At 58.6% G+C, this 15,261-nt stretch carries 16 protein-coding genes; 9 read left to right on the forward strand and 7 right to left on the reverse strand.

Annotated features, from left to right (window positions below; all coding sequences use genetic code 11):
- Nucleotides 1-89: 89 nt before the first annotated feature.
- Together pobA and HGP31_RS12095 are read left to right on the forward strand one after the other, a co-directional pair.
- The gene (gene pobA / locus HGP31_RS12090) at nt 90-1,277 is read left to right on the forward strand and encodes a 4-hydroxybenzoate 3-monooxygenase (RefSeq protein ID WP_020800229.1); all 1,188 of its coding nucleotides are present in this window, start codon (nt 90-92) and stop codon (nt 1,275-1,277) included.
- Nucleotides 1,278-1,402: 125 nt separating this feature from the next.
- Nucleotides 1,403-2,680: an OprD family porin gene (locus HGP31_RS12095; RefSeq protein ID WP_151144049.1), complete on the forward strand. Its 1,278-nt coding sequence runs from the start codon at nt 1,403-1,405 to the stop codon at nt 2,678-2,680.
- A 74-nt stretch (nt 2,681-2,754) separates the two neighbouring features.
- On the opposite strand, the gene HGP31_RS12100 is transcribed toward HGP31_RS12095, so the two are convergent.
- Nucleotides 2,755-3,765: a helix-turn-helix transcriptional regulator gene (locus tag HGP31_RS12100; protein WP_240963542.1), complete on the reverse strand. Its 1,011-nt coding sequence runs from the start codon at nt 3,763-3,765 to the stop codon at nt 2,755-2,757.
- A gap of 281 nt (nt 3,766-4,046) precedes the next feature.
- Here HGP31_RS12100 and HGP31_RS12105 point away from each other — a divergent pair, with 281 nt between their 5' ends.
- Nucleotides 4,047-5,726, forward strand: coding sequence for an arylsulfatase (locus tag HGP31_RS12105; protein WP_168757821.1), 1,680 nt, complete (start codon nt 4,047-4,049; stop codon nt 5,724-5,726).
- Between the two features lie 442 nt (nt 5,727-6,168).
- On the opposite strand, the gene HGP31_RS30480 is transcribed toward HGP31_RS12105, so the two are convergent.
- Nucleotides 6,169-6,372 (reverse strand): hypothetical protein, encoded by a 204-nt coding sequence (locus tag HGP31_RS30480; protein WP_042955784.1) that lies wholly within the window; start codon nt 6,370-6,372, stop codon nt 6,169-6,171.
- A gap of 150 nt (nt 6,373-6,522) precedes the next feature.
- Here HGP31_RS30480 and HGP31_RS12115 point away from each other — a divergent pair, with 150 nt between their 5' ends.
- Complete coding sequence (locus HGP31_RS12115) at nt 6,523-6,702, forward strand: hypothetical protein (protein ID WP_020800225.1); 180 nt, start codon at nt 6,523-6,525, stop codon at nt 6,700-6,702.
- Nucleotides 6,703-6,771: 69 nt separating this feature from the next.
- On the opposite strand, the gene HGP31_RS12120 is transcribed toward HGP31_RS12115, so the two are convergent.
- Both HGP31_RS12120 and HGP31_RS12125 read right to left on the reverse strand, forming a co-directional pair.
- Nucleotides 6,772-7,041, reverse strand: a complete 270-nt coding sequence (locus HGP31_RS12120) for a hypothetical protein (protein WP_033044639.1) — start codon at nt 7,039-7,041, stop codon at nt 6,772-6,774.
- A 92-nt stretch (nt 7,042-7,133) separates the two neighbouring features.
- Complete coding sequence (locus tag HGP31_RS12125; protein ID WP_033044640.1) at nt 7,134-7,868, reverse strand: metallophosphoesterase; 735 nt, start codon at nt 7,866-7,868, stop codon at nt 7,134-7,136.
- 165 nt (nt 7,869-8,033) lie between these two features.
- Here HGP31_RS12125 and HGP31_RS12130 point away from each other — a divergent pair, with 165 nt between their 5' ends.
- The 4 genes from HGP31_RS12130 (at nt 8,034) to HGP31_RS12145 (ending at nt 10,503) form a co-directional block, all read left to right on the forward strand.
- A complete protein-coding gene (locus HGP31_RS12130; protein ID WP_168757822.1) occupies nt 8,034-8,495 on the forward strand; it encodes an anti-virulence regulator CigR family protein in 462 nt (153 codons plus the stop codon).
- Nucleotides 8,496-8,588: 93 nt separating this feature from the next.
- Nucleotides 8,589-9,116 carry a hypothetical protein gene (locus HGP31_RS12135; RefSeq protein ID WP_168757823.1) on the forward strand — a complete coding sequence of 176 codons (528 nt, stop codon included), beginning with the start codon at nt 8,589-8,591 and terminating at the stop codon, nt 9,114-9,116.
- Between the two features lie 220 nt (nt 9,117-9,336).
- Nucleotides 9,337-10,011 (forward strand): NADPH-dependent F420 reductase, encoded by a 675-nt coding sequence (locus tag HGP31_RS12140; protein WP_020800219.1) that lies wholly within the window; start codon nt 9,337-9,339, stop codon nt 10,009-10,011.
- A gap of 12 nt (nt 10,012-10,023) precedes the next feature.
- Nucleotides 10,024-10,503, forward strand: a complete 480-nt coding sequence (locus HGP31_RS12145) for a DUF6130 family protein (protein WP_033039422.1) — start codon at nt 10,024-10,026, stop codon at nt 10,501-10,503.
- 11 nt (nt 10,504-10,514) lie between these two features.
- On the opposite strand, the gene HGP31_RS12150 is transcribed toward HGP31_RS12145, so the two are convergent.
- The 3 genes from HGP31_RS12150 to HGP31_RS12160 are packed head-to-tail and all read right to left on the reverse strand — an operon-like array spanning nt 10,515 to nt 14,468.
- Nucleotides 10,515-12,548: an LTA synthase family protein gene (locus tag HGP31_RS12150; RefSeq protein ID WP_168757824.1), complete on the reverse strand. Its 2,034-nt coding sequence runs from the start codon at nt 12,546-12,548 to the stop codon at nt 10,515-10,517.
- 31 nt (nt 12,549-12,579) lie between these two features.
- Entirely contained in the window at nt 12,580-13,173 is a 594-nt protein-coding gene (locus tag HGP31_RS12155; protein WP_020800217.1) for a hypothetical protein, read from the reverse strand.
- Complete coding sequence (locus HGP31_RS12160; protein WP_020800216.1) at nt 13,170-14,468, reverse strand: sialidase family protein; 1,299 nt, start codon at nt 14,466-14,468, stop codon at nt 13,170-13,172. The genes HGP31_RS12155 and HGP31_RS12160 overlap by 4 nt, the downstream gene beginning before the upstream one ends.
- 558 nt (nt 14,469-15,026) lie before the next feature.
- Between HGP31_RS12160 and HGP31_RS12165 the strand changes: the two genes are divergently transcribed.
- Nucleotides 15,027-15,251: a hypothetical protein gene (locus HGP31_RS12165; RefSeq protein ID WP_020800215.1), complete on the forward strand. Its 225-nt coding sequence runs from the start codon at nt 15,027-15,029 to the stop codon at nt 15,249-15,251.
- Nucleotides 15,252-15,261 lie beyond the last annotated feature (10 nt).

The following is a 15,261-nucleotide window of genomic DNA, read 5'->3' on the forward strand; positions in this document are numbered from 1 at the left end:
CATCAGTAAAAATGCAGGAGGTAAATAAAACAAAATAATCCGGCCGCCATCTGCAAACGGTTGGAAATCGCATATCAGAGATTAAAATAATGAAAACTCAGGTTGCTATTATCGGCGCTGGTCCTTCCGGACTCCTGCTCGGCCAATTACTGCATAACGCCGGCATCGACAACGTCATCGTCGAACGCCAGACACCGGACTACGTCCTCAGCCGAATTCGTGCCGGGGTGCTGGAGCAAGGCACCGTCGACCTGCTGCGCGAAGCAGGTGTATCCGAACGCATGGATGCCGAAGGCCTGGTCCACGAGGGCGTCGAGTTGCTGGTGGCCGGCAAGCGTATTCATGTCGATCTCAAGACACTGACCGGTGGCAAGACTGTCATGGTCTATGGGCAGACCGAAGTCACGCGCGATCTGATGGAGGCCCGCAGCGCCCTGGGTGCCCCGATCATCTATTCGGTCGAAAACGTGCAGCCCCACGACATGAAGGGCGACAGCCCCTACGTCACCTACGAGAAAGATGGCCAAACCCACCGAATCGACTGCGATTACATCGCCGGGTGTGACGGCTTCCACGGGGTCGCCCGCAAGAGCATTCCTGACGAAGTGCTTACCCACTACGAGCGCGTATATCCTTTCGGCTGGCTGGGACTTCTATCCGACACGCCACCGGTCAACCACGAGTTGATCTACGCCCACCACGACCGGGGTTTCGTGTTGTGCAGTCAACGCTCGCTGACCCGCAGCCGTTACTACCTGCAAGTGCCGCTAACCGACAAGGTCGAAGAATGGTCCGATGAGCGTTTCTGGGGTGAACTCAAGGCACGTCTGCCACACGAGGTGGCGGACAAGCTGGTGACCGGCCCTTCGCTGGAGAAGAGCATCGCGCCGCTGCGCAGCTACGTGGTCGAGCCGATGCAGTACGGCAAGTTGTTCCTGCTCGGCGACGCTGCCCACATCGTGCCGCCAACCGGTGCCAAGGGCTTGAACCTGGCCGCCTCGGACGTGTGCTACCTGTATCGCATCCTGGTCAAGGTGTATCGGGAGGGGCGTACCGACCTGCTGGAAAAATACTCCGAAGTGGCACTGCGCCGTGTCTGGAAGGGCGAGCGTTTCAGCTGGTTCATGACCAACCTGTTGCACGACTTCGGCGAGCACAAGGACGCGTGGGACCAGAAGATGCAGCAGGCCGACCGCGAGTATTTCTTCAACTCCCACGCAGGGTTGGTCAACATTGCCGAAAACTACGTCGGGCTGCCCTACGAAGCTATCGAGTAGAACGCCTGCAATACCTGCGCTGCGCAGCTAGTCGTCACGCGCAGACGATAACGGCCTGTGGGCTGACTGCGGATACTGAACCTCTACAACAACAATAAAAATGTGTAGAGGTGTCCATGAATCCTATGCACGCGGCTGTGCCGCGGTCCGCTTACTCTGCTGCAAAAAACCTGAAGGCCATGGGGCTGATCGGCGTGATGATGCCGTTGGCTGCGCAAGCTGACTTTGTCGAAGACAGCCAGATGAACCTGGGATTGCGCAACTTTTATGTCGACCGCGACTTCAAGGGCGACAACCCGAGAACCTCGCGCGATGGCAGTTGGAGCCAGGGCTTTGACCTGCGCTTTACCTCCGGTTACACCCAGGGGCCGCTGGCGTTCGGTCTCGATGCGGCCGCGCAATACGCCTATCGCCTTGACGGTGGCGGCGGTCGTGGCCCGGACAGTGTCTTGCCCTATAGCCAAAGCAGCCGGGAGCAGGCCAAGGATTACGGCCGGGCGGCACTGACCGGCAAAGTTCGCTTCTCGAAGACCGAGCTGAAAGTCGGTGAACATCGGCCGACGTTGCCGGTGGCCTTCCAGGACGACTCACGGCAGTTGGTGACGACCTTCCATGGCGTACTGGTCAAGTCCAACGAGATAGACAACCTGACCCTGACTGGCGGGCGATTCACCGAGATCAGCAGCCGTGAATCCTCCAACAGGGAAAAGATGTACCTGTTCACCAAACCTGGCGGGCCGCGCTACACCAGCGACGGACTGGACTTTGCCGGTGCCACCTACGCCTTCGGTCCCAACCTTTCGGCCAGCTACTTTTACGGGCAGTTGGAGGACATTTACCGGCAGCATTACCTGGGCCTGACGCTCAACTCGGACCTGGGTGGCGGCTATCGCCTGAAGACCGATTTGCGCTACTTCAACAACAAGGAAGCGGGTCAGGCCCTGTACGGCGAAATCGACAACCACTCCTATGGCGCCATGATTACCTTGAGGAAGGGTGGGCACGGTGTTGGCGTGGGTTATCAACGCATGTTGGGTGACAGCACGTTCCCGACCCTGAATGGCTTCGCGCCGCAACCTTATCTGGTGAACTGGTCGGCCGTGGCCTTCATCAAACCCAACGAGAGTTCCTGGCAGGCGCGATACGACTATGATTTCGCGGCCATGGGCGTGCCCGGCTTGACCTTGACCACCCGTTACCTGCGCGGCACGGGCATCGATCGCGGTGGTGACCTCAGCGACAGCGCTGAAAGCGAGCGCGATCTGTTTTTGGCGTATGTGATCCAGAGTGGGCCCTTGAAGAATGTGGGCATGGAATGGCGGAACATCAACGCCCAGTTCAAGCATGGCAATGACTATGATGAAAACCGAGTGATGACCACCTATACCTGGAAATTCTGGTAGGTCATGGTGACGGTCGCTCTGCCTGGAGCGACCTGGCCGCCATGACTACGTATGGACGCAGTCGACGTAAAACCTCAAGCCGGCCTGGCCAGTGTTTGCGATGGCAACTCACCAAAGGCCTGCTTGTAGGCCGCGGTGAAGTGGCTGGGTTGCGCAAAACCCCAGTGAAACGCCAGCGCCGATAACTGCAGGTCTCCAGGTTGGTGGCTTAGCAGTATTTTGCGTATCGCCTGCAGCCGGCAACTCTGGATATAGCGTTGCGGGCTGGTCCCCAGGCCATTGCGAAACGCCTGTTCCAGGCTGCGTCGGCTGGTACCGCTGATGGCTACCAGCTGTGTGATGTCCAGCGGTTGGTCGAGATGGGCATGAATAAAATCGACCACCCGTTTCACGGTGCCCGGCAACAGGCGACGTTGTGGCTCCGTATGCAAGCTGGGGATCAGTTGCAGCAGGTTCTCGCAAAACAGGTGCTGCACATGAGACTGGCTGGTTGGGTTGGCCAGCAACCCCGAGGTGTTGCCGGTTTCGCTGTCCACCAGGCGCAGCAAGCTGCCAAGGCTCTGCAGGGCGCGATGGTTGCTATCGAACAACAGTGTCCGGGTCGGGAGCCGCAGCTCGTGGGTCTGATGGTGGCGCTCCAGGTGATCGAGCAGTAATGCAGCATCCAGGGCAATGACGATTGCCTTGGCCCCCTCATGCCAGATGACATCCACCTCATGCCCAGGGCTGAATACCAGAAGCTCTCCGCCATTGGCTTGCAGGCCGTCGGGACGACTGCTGATGGTACCTTGCAAGGGTAAAATCCCATGCCAGCTGTTCAAGGGGCTAGAGCTCACGCGGACTTCACCGCCCCATTGCGCCCCGAACAACTTCATCTGCGGCAAGGACTGCAAGGTGAAAGCAATGTCCAGGGTTCCTCGTCTTCCGAGGCTGATCCGACGTTCTTCAAGATGGTTGTTGAGCAGCGCCTCGGCATCTTCGATATTGCGCGAGCGCAGTAACGGCTCCGCTGCAAACGGAATGTTCCTGGCAGGGCAAGCCTCGCTCCTTGAAGGAGGCGGGCCGCTGATAGAGGGTGTATTCATCAGCGTAACCTTTATTCTTGTTTGTCCGGGTTGCCCCGTCTGGTTAATGAGTGCTGTATCAACGGTGTCGTTGTTGCGGTACATGGACAACAGGCTCGACAGCGGGTGTCCCGTGCCCCCGCCAAGGCAGGGATGATGAACGATGGCTGACCGGTTCCCCAGCTGTCGGGGCAAATAACGACGCGGCTGGATAAGCGCTTGCGCAACCGCGTTAGCGGCCGGCGTCGGGCTCTCGGCATACTGGTGGCTCAGCCAATAATAACAACTGAGGAACCGCGCGTATGAGCTGGATGACCCATCTGACGCTTGCCCTGATGGTTGCCGTTTGCAGCCCCGCAGCCATGGCCGCAGACGAGCGCCCGAACTTCCTGATAATTGTCGCCGATGACCTGGGTTACAGCGACCTGGGCAGTTTCGGCGGTGAAATCAGCACCCCGAGCCTCGACTCGCTTGCCCGGGACGGTGTGCGCCTGGGCAACTTCCATACGGCCCCCACCTGTTCGCCGACTCGGGCGATGATGCTCTCCGGTACCGACAGCCACGTGGCTGGCCTGGGCAACATGGGCGAGCTGCTTCAGCCGTTCCAGCAAGGCAGGCCTGGTTACGAAGGTTACTTGAACGAACGCATGGTCACGGTCGGACAAGTGCTTCAGGACGCGGGCTACAACACTTATACCACCGGTAAGTGGCACCTGGGTCGCACCGAAGAAACCAGCCCGAAGGCACGTGGTTTTGACCGCTCCTTCATTCTGGTACAAGGCGGCGCCAGTCATTTCGATGACCAGCACGCCATCATCGCGAAAGACCCGAAAGCGATTTATCGCGAAGACGGCAAACAGGTGGAAGTGCCCAAGGGGTTCTATTCCAGTGAGTTCTACACCAATCGGCTGATTGACTACATCGAAGCCGACAAAGCCAGCAACAAGCCGTTCATGGCCGTCTTGTCGTATACCGCCCCGCATTGGCCGCTGCATGCTCCGGATGACTGGCTGGATAAATACAAGGGCCGATACGACGCAGGCTATGAACCGATCCGCCAGGCACGCCTGGAGCGCCAGAAACAGCTGGGTATCGTCGCGGCGGATACGACGCCCAACACACCCATGGCCAAGGGTCTTCCAAACTGGAGCCAGTTGAGCGATGAGCAGCGAAAGCGTGAGGCGCGCAACATGGAGATCTATGCGGCGATGGTGTCCAACATGGACTATCACATCGGTCGACTGCTCCAGTACCTGGAGAAAACCGGCAAGCTGGATAACACCTTCATTGTGTTTATCTCCGACAACGGTGCCGACGGCAACAGCCCGCTTGACCTGCCAGGCAACAAGGAGTGGTTCGCCAGCGAGTTCGATAACAGCCTGAAGAATCTCGGTCACAAAGGCTCGTATGCCGACTATGGTGCTCAGTGGGCCCAGGTCAGTTCCACTCCGTACCCACTGTTCAAGGGCTTCACCAACGAGGGCGGAATTCGTGCGCCGGCGATCATCAGCGCGAAAATGCTGAAAAAGGCCCACCTGCAAGGCACCGTCAATAAAGACATGGTCCATGTGATGGACCTGATGCCGACCTTGCTGGACCTCGCCGGCGTACCGGCACTGGGCAAAACATTCCACGGCCGTCCGGTGCAAACCATCAGTGGCAAGAGCATGCGCCCGTTGCTGGAAGGGCAAGCGATGGCCGAACGTCAGATTGGCTGGGAATTGTTCGGCCGCAAGGCGCTGCGCAAGGGCGATTGGAAAATCACCCTGGTCAACCCACCCTACGGCACCGCCAACTGGCAGCTGTACAACCTCAAGGCCGACCCTACCGAAAGCCGCGACCTGTCCCAGGCCGAGCCGGCAAAAATGAAGGAAATGTTGGTCGCGTGGGACCAGTATGCGAAGGAAAACAACGTGCTCGATGGCAAGTTCGACCTCAAGTATGGGTTCGAGACGTGCCTCTATGAATATTGTTTCAAGTAAGCGGGTGCCCTGAAACCCGCTATGTGAGCGGCGACAACGTGAAACTGAACACTGGCAATACCGGCAATTAGTGGGAGCGCAATGGCGAAATCAAATAGGAGAAAATCAAAAGCCAGAGCGAGGCGGCCTGACAGTCGACCTGATTGCAGGTCTGTCCGGGATCTGATCGTTCCCACGCTCGGCGTGGGAATGCCGCCGGGGACGCTCCGCGTTCCGCTGACGACGCATGACATGAGCCATGCGCAACGGTGACGCGGAGCGTCACAGGATGCGTTCCCACGCAAAGCGTGGGAACGATCATCTCACCGCAGAAGAAAAAGCCCGACACTGGGTCGGGCTTTCCAATCACGTGGCCAAATCCCTTTGGCTGACTGCAGTGTGCTTGCCAAGTGTTACGAAGGCGTGACGGGAGTGTGCCCATCACGTGAAGCCCGGCATTCTCTCAATGGAGCGTCTTTCGACTCTCTCCAATCCTGATCCGGTCAAGCGCCCGGTTTAAGGCGTCCAGGGCATTGAGAAGGGCTTTTGCCTCAGCTTCCCGGCCATCTCCCCATAGTCGTTCAGCCATTTTGTTCAGGGCCTGGATAGATCGTTCAATGTCCGCAGCGGATGCTGGAGGGGTGTTTGTCTGCTGCTTCTTTGACATGCTCAACATTTCTGAAGTGATGGAGTAACAGTGCGCAATCAACCTGACAAATACAAGTGAGCAATGGTTGGCGATCATCGAACGCGCCGTTACAAGCGCCGCTGCAGTTACAGTACCCTATGCGCAGTTCAGCCAATGCAGGAAATGTAGATGAGCGATGAGATTGATATTCCAGAACCCGAGCACGACCATCTGCTCGATCATGAATTCCACGATGAAGAAGCATGGGTTGAACAAGACGCTCAAGGCATTCTTGACGATGAAGAAGATGAAGACGAAGAGGATGATGACCTTGATTATCTAGATCAGATAGATCAAGAAGACGACTGATCATGGCAGGTAAATTCGAGAAAAAAGAAAGCCCGCACTGAGCGGGCAACTGGAATGAACCTGACAGATTCAGGCACCTGATTCAGGGTCGCTCGCGGGTAAGCCGCGAGCCTCCTGGTCATTTTCGTCCTGAGCGCTTGTGCCTGCTTGCGGATGCTCGCTCGACACCGAGTTATTGGCCGCCACATCTGTCATATCGTCATCGACAGGCGCTTCATCGTTCGGCGGCAGCGGCACCTGCGGCTGATCTTTGCGGGGATCGTGGCCGGTTTCGTTGTCCGTTGTTCGCGTTACGTCCTGCTGTGACATGTTGCCAACTGCATTTTCGTCAATGTCCATGCTGGCTCTCCGTTCTGAGGCGCAGGATGCCCGTGCTTTTACATGAGAGACAGCGGCGCATCGTGAGTGCCGGGCTTTGGACGAACGGCGCGTCAGGCCTGGTCGAAACCGGGTTCCGGATCGATTGGCGGGATGCACTGCAAGGTGGTGAGATCCAGCAGTGTGAAATAACCGTCCAGCCAGCCCGCGGTGTCGACGTGGTACACATTGCCCAGCACCGCAGGCTGCCTGAGTGGCGTATGGCCAACTACCAGGGCGCGAAGTCCATGGACGCCGCGGGTATCGCCCGCCTGAATCCGGGTTCGTGACCACATGCAGCGCAGCAGTACGGCTCGCAGTTGCTTGTCACTTTCAGGCGATTGCAGTTCGGCGCGAAGTTGGTCCCATGAGGACACTGGGCAATCGGCGTGAATAATCCCGACCAATCCGCCAGGCGTCTCTATCTCGATAGCAATCGGTAGTTCGGCGAACTGCAGCGCGAACGCTTGCTGCTCAGGTGGCGATAAACCGGTGAACCATGAGCCGCCATTGCAGATCCAGCTAAAGACGTCACACGTATCGAAGTGAACCACGAAGTCGTCATGGTTGCCGCGCACGGGGTGAAACCATGGCTTGGCCAGCCAGTCCAGTGCGTCCCGGCATTCAGGTCCACGATCAATCAGGTCTCCGACGCTGAACAGGCGGTCGACAACAGGATCGAAACCAGCCGCTTCCAGCGCGGCTTGCAATCGGCTGAAGTGCCCGTGAATGTCACCTGCCGCGAAATCCCGACCCGCAGTGTTTGCAGCAAAGCGCTGGATGCGCGGCACCTCGATGGTTGTGGTCATGGGGTACTCCGGTACGGCAGGACGTGTTGCTTTGTTGCTGGTCGATCACCGCTTAAGCATGCGCCAGGGTTGTGGGCCGTGTCACAACCGTTTGTTTAAAATTTGGCATGGCTTCGCCGCGAAGCGTATACATTCCAGGGGTACTTCCTTTCTGAGAGAACGGATATGTTCAGATATCGCTCGTTTGTTGCCGCTATTGCCTGTGTTGCATTGGTTTGTGCCTCGACGCTGGCATTGGCCGATCCTGGGAATGGCAAGGGGCAAGGAAACGCAAAGGGCAATTCGCAAGACAGCCAGGAGCATGGCAACCAGGGCAACCAGGGAAAGCATTCAGGGGGCGGTGATTGGGATAATGGCCCAAGCATCAATCGGGGAAGCGTTCTTGGCATTGTGGACGGGTATCGGGACTACTGGGCCCCTGGACCTGCGTTACCACCCGGCATTCAAAAGAACCTCGCCCGCGGTAAACCGCTTCCGCCGGGGATTGCCAAGAAGCTCGATGGCCGGCTGATCGGCAGGCTGCCGCATTATGACGGGTATGAATGGCAGCAGGCGGGCACCGACTTGATACTGGTGGCGATCGCTACCGGTCTGATCTATGAAGTGCTTAACGGCGCTTTCGATTGATTCTTGCTGGCGCCTCCGTCCGTCGCGGGACTTGAACTGTCAGGGGGTTTACGCGTCATAAAATACGCGTAATCAACCCTCACGGAAGCAATCATGCTTTTAAAAAACAAGAGTCTCGTTGCTGTAATGTCATGCGCCCTGATGCTTGCAGCCGCCCCGTTACTCCCTGCTGACCTGTCCATCATGAACGCCGCCTATGCGAAAGAAGGTGGCGGTGGTGGTGGTGGTGGTGGTGGTGGTGGTGGTGGTGGTGGTGGTGGTGGTGGTGGTGGTGGCCACGGCGGCGGAAATGGTGGCGGAAACGGCGGTGGCCATGGCGGTGGTAATGGCGGCGGTAACGGTGCCGGCCACAGTGGTTCGGGTCATTCCGGCAGTAACGGCCACGGCAAGGGGTTGAGCAGTGATCATGCGGGCAAGGCCGTTCGCGACCACGGCATCAGTGGCAATCATTACGGCAGTGATCGTAATAGTGACAAGGGGCACGGCACCACGACTTCAGGCATCGCACACTCCAAAGATACGCGCGGCTTGGACAAGGCCAGGGCCATTTCGGAATCGACGCCGGGCGATCACAACTCGAAGGGACTGAGTAAAGCCGGCGCGCCAAAAAAATCCCACTGAGCAGAAACTGCCAGGCAAGCGACTTTCTAGCGGCCAGGCTTCTACAAAAAAATCCCGGAGACGTCTGTTTCCGGGATTTTTTTTGTACTGCAGGTCGGTAAGCGTTTTACCCAGCGCTCTCGAGGATCAGCAATAACAATAATCAGCTAGTCTTCAACTTGGTGTTGCAGGCGCTTTCCGTGTGGAGAGGAGACTGCTTTCCATCGCAGGAGCACAGCGTATGTCCAGAATTTTCTTTTTGATGTTCGCCGGCATGGTCATGTGCGTCAGCCAGGCTATGGCGGACCCCCTGAAGATCGGCGTCATCGGTTCCGGTAACGTTGGCGGTACGCTGGGTACGCTCTGGGTAAAGGCCGGGCACTCGGTCATGTTTTCCTCGCGCCACCCCGAGGAGCTGACGGATCTGGTCAATAGCGCTGGCCCAAACGCTCAGGCGGGCTCGGTGAGCGATGCCGCCACATGGGGCGATGTGATCGTGTTGAGTGTTCCCTATGGCGCGATGCCAGAGCTGTCCGAAAAGGTCCAGGGCAAGTTGGACGGCAAGGTAGTGTTGAGCACCAGCAACCCGTTCGGCGGCCGTGACGCAGAGGTCGGGCGCAAGGCGCTGGAGATGGGTGTCGCCTCGGCGGACCAGCAATATCTGCCCGGAATACACCTGGTGCGTGCGTTCAACGCCATAGGCTATGCATCGATGAAAGACCAGTCGGGCAAAGACAAGGCGATTGCAGTATTCGCCGACGACGCCCAGGCCCGGGACATGGGTGCCCGGTTGGTGCGCGACGCCGGTTTTTTACCGGTTATTTTCCCGCTGGCGCGAGCCAATGAAGGGTTGCCGGGCGGCCCGCTCAGCGGCCTTTGGAACGAAGCCGAACTCAAGCGCAAAGTCGGTCTTTAGGAGAAATCCACCATGGCTTCCGCAAATCTGTTGGCCATTGCCTGGAGTGTGTTGTCTTGCACGGCAGCGTTCGGTCAAGGGGCGGCCGACACCGATCACCCACCGGCAATATTGCCATTGGAATCCGAGACGACGCCAAGGCTCATTGCCTATCCGCCGCTCGCCGAGCCGCTCGCCCGCGGGGTCGTCATCATCCAGTATCGAACAGAGCATGCCAGGATCATGCCAGTATTCGGTAAGGCGGCCGCCGATGTATCCCCACGACTGGGCCACCTTCACGTGACTGTCGACGACTGGAAAGGTACATGGGCGCACACCAGTGAAGATCCGATCATCCTGGTCGGACTGACCCCCGGCGCCCACAAGGTTCTGCTTGAAGTAGCCGACCCGACGCACAGGATCCTCACCCATACGACAGTGAGTTTCACTGTTCCGCCGAAGGGGCCATCCGTCGCCCCTCACACTGGCGCAGGTCCCGCGGTAAAACCGTAACTGTTGAGTGGTTAGTCGCGTACGTTCTGGTACAGCATCAACCGTGAGGTTTCGTGCATGGCGCGGGTCAACCGTGACAGTCGCTTGAACTCCTCGGGGTTTTGCTCGGCCACGTTGTCCAGCGGCGTCGGTGAGGCCAGGTCATGCAGGGTTGGCGAGCTGCCGTCGTGTTCCATCTGCACCATGTAGTGTTGCGTCACGCCGGCAATCAGCGGGAAGGTGCCTTCACGCAACACCAATGGCACCACACGTTCGCCTTCGGGCGCGGGCTGCTGGATATCGCGGCCCATGCCGCTGTTGCGAAACTCCAGGCCGGCCATGCCTGCCACGGTTGGCAGCAGGTCCACCAGGCCGACAGCTTCCTCGACCTTGCGTGTTCCGATCAGGCCTGGCGCGTGGATGATCATCGGCACCGCGTTGCTCTCCAGGCCCAGTTGCTCGTAGGCCGGGGCCAGGAAGGGGATCTGGGCGATACGGGTGTTGTGATCGCCAAACAGCACGAAAATGGTGTTTTCGTACCAGCCGCCGGCCTTGGCGATTTCCATCAGGCGTCCGATGTTGAAGTCCAGCAGGCGTACGGCGTTGTATTGCTCGACGCTACGCGAGCCGGCGGCCTGGACTTGCTCCAGGGTAGGGTGCTTGACCTCGAAGCCGTCATTGCTCTTTGGAATGGTGAATGGGCGGTGGTTGCCCGCCGTTTGCACATAGGCGAAGAACGGTTTGTCCTTGGGCAACGCTTGCAGGATCTGGTCGGTTTCCTTGAACAGGTCCAGGTCCGAAATGCCCCACACATCCACCACCGGGGATTTCCAGTCGCGCTCGTCGAACAGGCGAACGCCGTCGATGCTTTGCCGGATCAGGGCATTCATGTTGGCCCAGCCGGAGTTGCCGCCAATGGTGTAGATCTTGTCGTAGCCGGTGAAGGCATTGACCAGCGTGTTTTGCCGGGTGATAAGTGGATTACGCGTCGCGGTTTCCTGTCGAGTGACGTCAGGTACCCCGGTAATGCTGGCCCAGACGGTTTTGGCCGTTCCCGTGACCGGCACATAGAAGTGCTTGAAGAACCAGCTCTGCGTGGCCAGGCGATCGATGTTGGGCGTTGGATTGATCGGGTTGCCATAGGCTCCGACGGCGCTGGTGCCCAGCGACTCGAGCATGACGAACATCACGTTAGGTGGTCGCGAGCCATTGATTTTATAAGGTTGTGGCGTCTGGTGGCGGACGAAGTCGAGGGCCTGCGGATCAGGTTTGTCGACGCCCAGATAGTGAGCCATGACCGCGTAATGTTCGCGCACCTGTGCCTCGTCATAGCGTGACTGGCCGACCTTGACGGTGTCGTAGAAAAAAATCACCGGGTTCAGGCCCAGTGCGGCGACCTGGTTGTTGCCCGAGAAGAACGCATCGCTCCAGCGCAGCGGCACGGGGTTCTCGATGTTCAGGTGTTCGACACGGCCCAGGATACCCAGCAGCACCAGCACCACCATCACTGCACCGCCCCATGTCGCGCAGAGCGGGTGAATGGTTTTGCGTGGACGGTCCAGCGTGACGCGCTCCAGACGCACCAGGGCCAGTGCCGCGATTGCGACGGTTGCCAGCCAACCCAGTGAGATCCAGATGACCGGGTAGGTTTGCCAGACCATGTCACGGGATATTTGCGCATCCTCGATGAAGCGCAGCACTGTGGCGTTGATCCTCACGCCGAGGTAGGCGTAGTGGCCAAAATCGATGATGTAGATCAGCAGCGCGACGCTGAGGGCGGCTACCAGGTACAGGCGGGCGATGCCGCGCAGGAGGCGGCTGCCGACAAGGTTCCAGCGCGGGATCCAGGCCAGCAATACCAGCGGCAGCATGATCAGGATGGCCAGGCGCAAGTCGAAACGAAAGCCGATGCCCAGAGTTGTCAGCACATGTTCGTCGCCCAGGGCTTTGGCGTCGAAACCGGAAAAGCCGAAAAAGAACACCACCCGCAGTAGTGCGAACAGCACGAAGGCGATCGCTGTTGCACCCAGCCAGTAATGCAGACGTCTCGATTTCAGCCAGCCCATGCCCGTTTCCTTATTGAGATTTCATTGAAGTTCAAGCGCCGCGCAGGGTGATGAGCCGGCGATACGGCCGACGCGCCGCCAGCATCAGCAGTGCCACGCAGCAATACAGGCCCAGCAACGGATCGACCAGGTAATCCCAATAGTTGTGGGAGGGTTTGATCCCGACGAGGAAGGCCAGGGTCGCACAGGTCAACATCACCACGGCCAGGTAATGGCGCAGGTAGAACAGGCCGAGCGTCATCAGTGCGACGAACAACAACAGGGGGCGCGGGCTGTAGCCCCGCCGGTAAGGGTCCAGGTCACTCAGGCCCAGGGTTGCGGGGTACAGCACCAGGGCCAGCGCGGCGAAGAGGATCAATACGCTGGTTTGACCCTGCCGCTCAGGCGGCAGCAGACCTAGCCTGCGCAAACATCCCCAGGCCATGAACACCATTGAGGTGATCGCAAGGTCGTCGATATGGCTGCGCAGGTAAGCGGCCAGCGACAACCCGCCCAGCGGTATGAAGCTGGCGGCCAGCAAGGCAAGCAGCAGCGCGATGCGCCAGGTCCTGCCCAGGCCAAAAGACGGCAGTAACAGGAAGAGGATCATCGCGAAACTGGCATGGGCCTGCCACAGATTAATCATTGGAGACGCTCGGCCAGCCAGGCATCGTTGAAGGTGACGTGCTTGATGAAGGTGTTGTTCCAGGAATAGACCAGGTGATACATCCCGTCGGGACTGCGGAGGAAGTAGGGGTATTCATATTCAAACTCACATTCCTGGCGTTTACACACACGTTTGTCGAGGTTGGCGAGGAATTGCGCCTCCAGCGTCTGGCGCAGCTTGCCACTGGAGCCACGGAATTGTTTGCCGATGATTTCCTTGTAGACCAGAGGGGTATACGGATCGCCCTCTGGATCCGGTGATTTGTCCAGGTCGTGCAACAGGCGCCAATCGTCCATTTTCGCATCGGTGCCATACAGGCTCAGCTTGAAGCGTCCATCCTGCAGGTCATTGAGCGCTACCAGCAACCCGCGGTCCGGCGTCGCAACAGCTGCCAACGAGGAGTTGGGGTTCGAAGGAACCAGCGGATAAGGTTCGCTCCAGCTTTGTCCGGCGTCTTCCGTGCGGCTCGCCAGGACCCGGTGGTGGGTGTCACCGGCATAACGCAACAAGGCGATGCCGCGTTGGCCATCCAGCGGAACGATCGCCGGTTGCAATGAATTATTGCCATGGCTGATGCGGAATTTATCGATCACATCACCGTCTGCGCTCAAGTACAGGTACTCGGCAAACTTGCCGAGGAACTCATGGTAGACCGGCAGGCCGATGGAACCGTCGGCATGGAACACCGGTGCCGACCGGACCAGGGTGCTGATGTTCAGGAACGGTGAAGTGATCAATTGGCGTGGTGCCGACCAATGCCCGCCAAAATCGTCTGAAACCATCACATTGACCGCGCTACCGGCCCATCCGCCCATGGACACGGAAACGTAGAACAGCCACAGGCGGTTGTCCGGCGCGAGGGCAATGACCGGGTTACCCAGTTTGCGGATGTACTTTCGCGTGCTTTGCTGGGTCGAGTCCCGGGTCGCCATGACCTGTTCCTCCCCCCACTCGCCGGTACTCAGGTTGAAACGGGCGGAGCGCACCTGAACATCGGCTGCGCCTTCGCGGGTGCCGGCGAACCAGACCGCCATCAGGCTACCGTCAGGCAAGGCAGTGACCGCCGCCGAATGCACGAAGTCCACCAGCCCGGAGGAGGCGAAACGGCTGGTATAGATGGGTTTAGCGTCCTTATCCGCCACCGCCGAGGCCGGATTGATCAGGGCAAAGGGCGAGTGCTCGGGGGCCGGGTGGGTGATCCATGCAGCCGCGAACAGGCAAACAAGGGCAATGTAGATGCCGAATGCAGGAATGCCGGAAAATTTGATGCGCATGATTGGGCCTTTGGCATTTCAAGACCCATTAAAACACTCAACCCCTTACTTTAGTACATAATTGGATTGTAAGAATTTTTGTTTTGCGGGATGTTGATTGAAAATTTGGCTGAGCGCTCCAAGGGCGACTTTTTCAGGGCGTGGAGCGGGTGGGTTCATGACCGTTTCCAGCCGACCCGTTTTCTGCTCGTCGGCACGTTGAAAAGAGGCTCAAGATCGGTTCGTTCGAGCCGATGGGGTGGGAGCTGACGGCTTCAAGCAGTTCATTAGCCCGCAATGAAGAAGCCTGAGGCCACCAGCGTGCCCATCCGGTTTATGACCTGTGGGCGGTGGCGGCACTTGCGCCGATCACCGAGCAGGATGTGGTGGTGATTGCCAACCAGCATTTCCCAGGCTAAACCACGCCGAACCGGGGCTCGCGCCACGGGCGTGCCGGCCAGTTTTATTTGCCAGCGGAATCATTGAGTTACTGAATGGTCAAAGACAGGGTTTCAACACCGTGCGGGATTTTCCAGCGGCTGAAACCCTCTCACCCCCCCCCACCTTCAGGATGCTCAAATGAATCGCGCAGTAATGATGACCCTGGCCATTTCCAGCCTGCTCTTGCTGGGAGGCTGCGGACCTCACTGGGAAGACGGAGAAAGGTACGGTCGATATCAAGATCATGATCATCGCCGTGGCTATGACCGGGATGATGACCGAGGGTATGACCATCGATACGATCGTCGTGACGATGATCGCGACAACCGTCGTTATCGCGATCGTGACGACCGGGACGACTGATACATCCGGG

It is taken from the genome of Pseudomonas umsongensis, assembly GCF_012647205.1.
GTDB lineage: Bacteria > Pseudomonadota > Gammaproteobacteria > Pseudomonadales > Pseudomonadaceae > Aquipseudomonas > Aquipseudomonas umsongensis.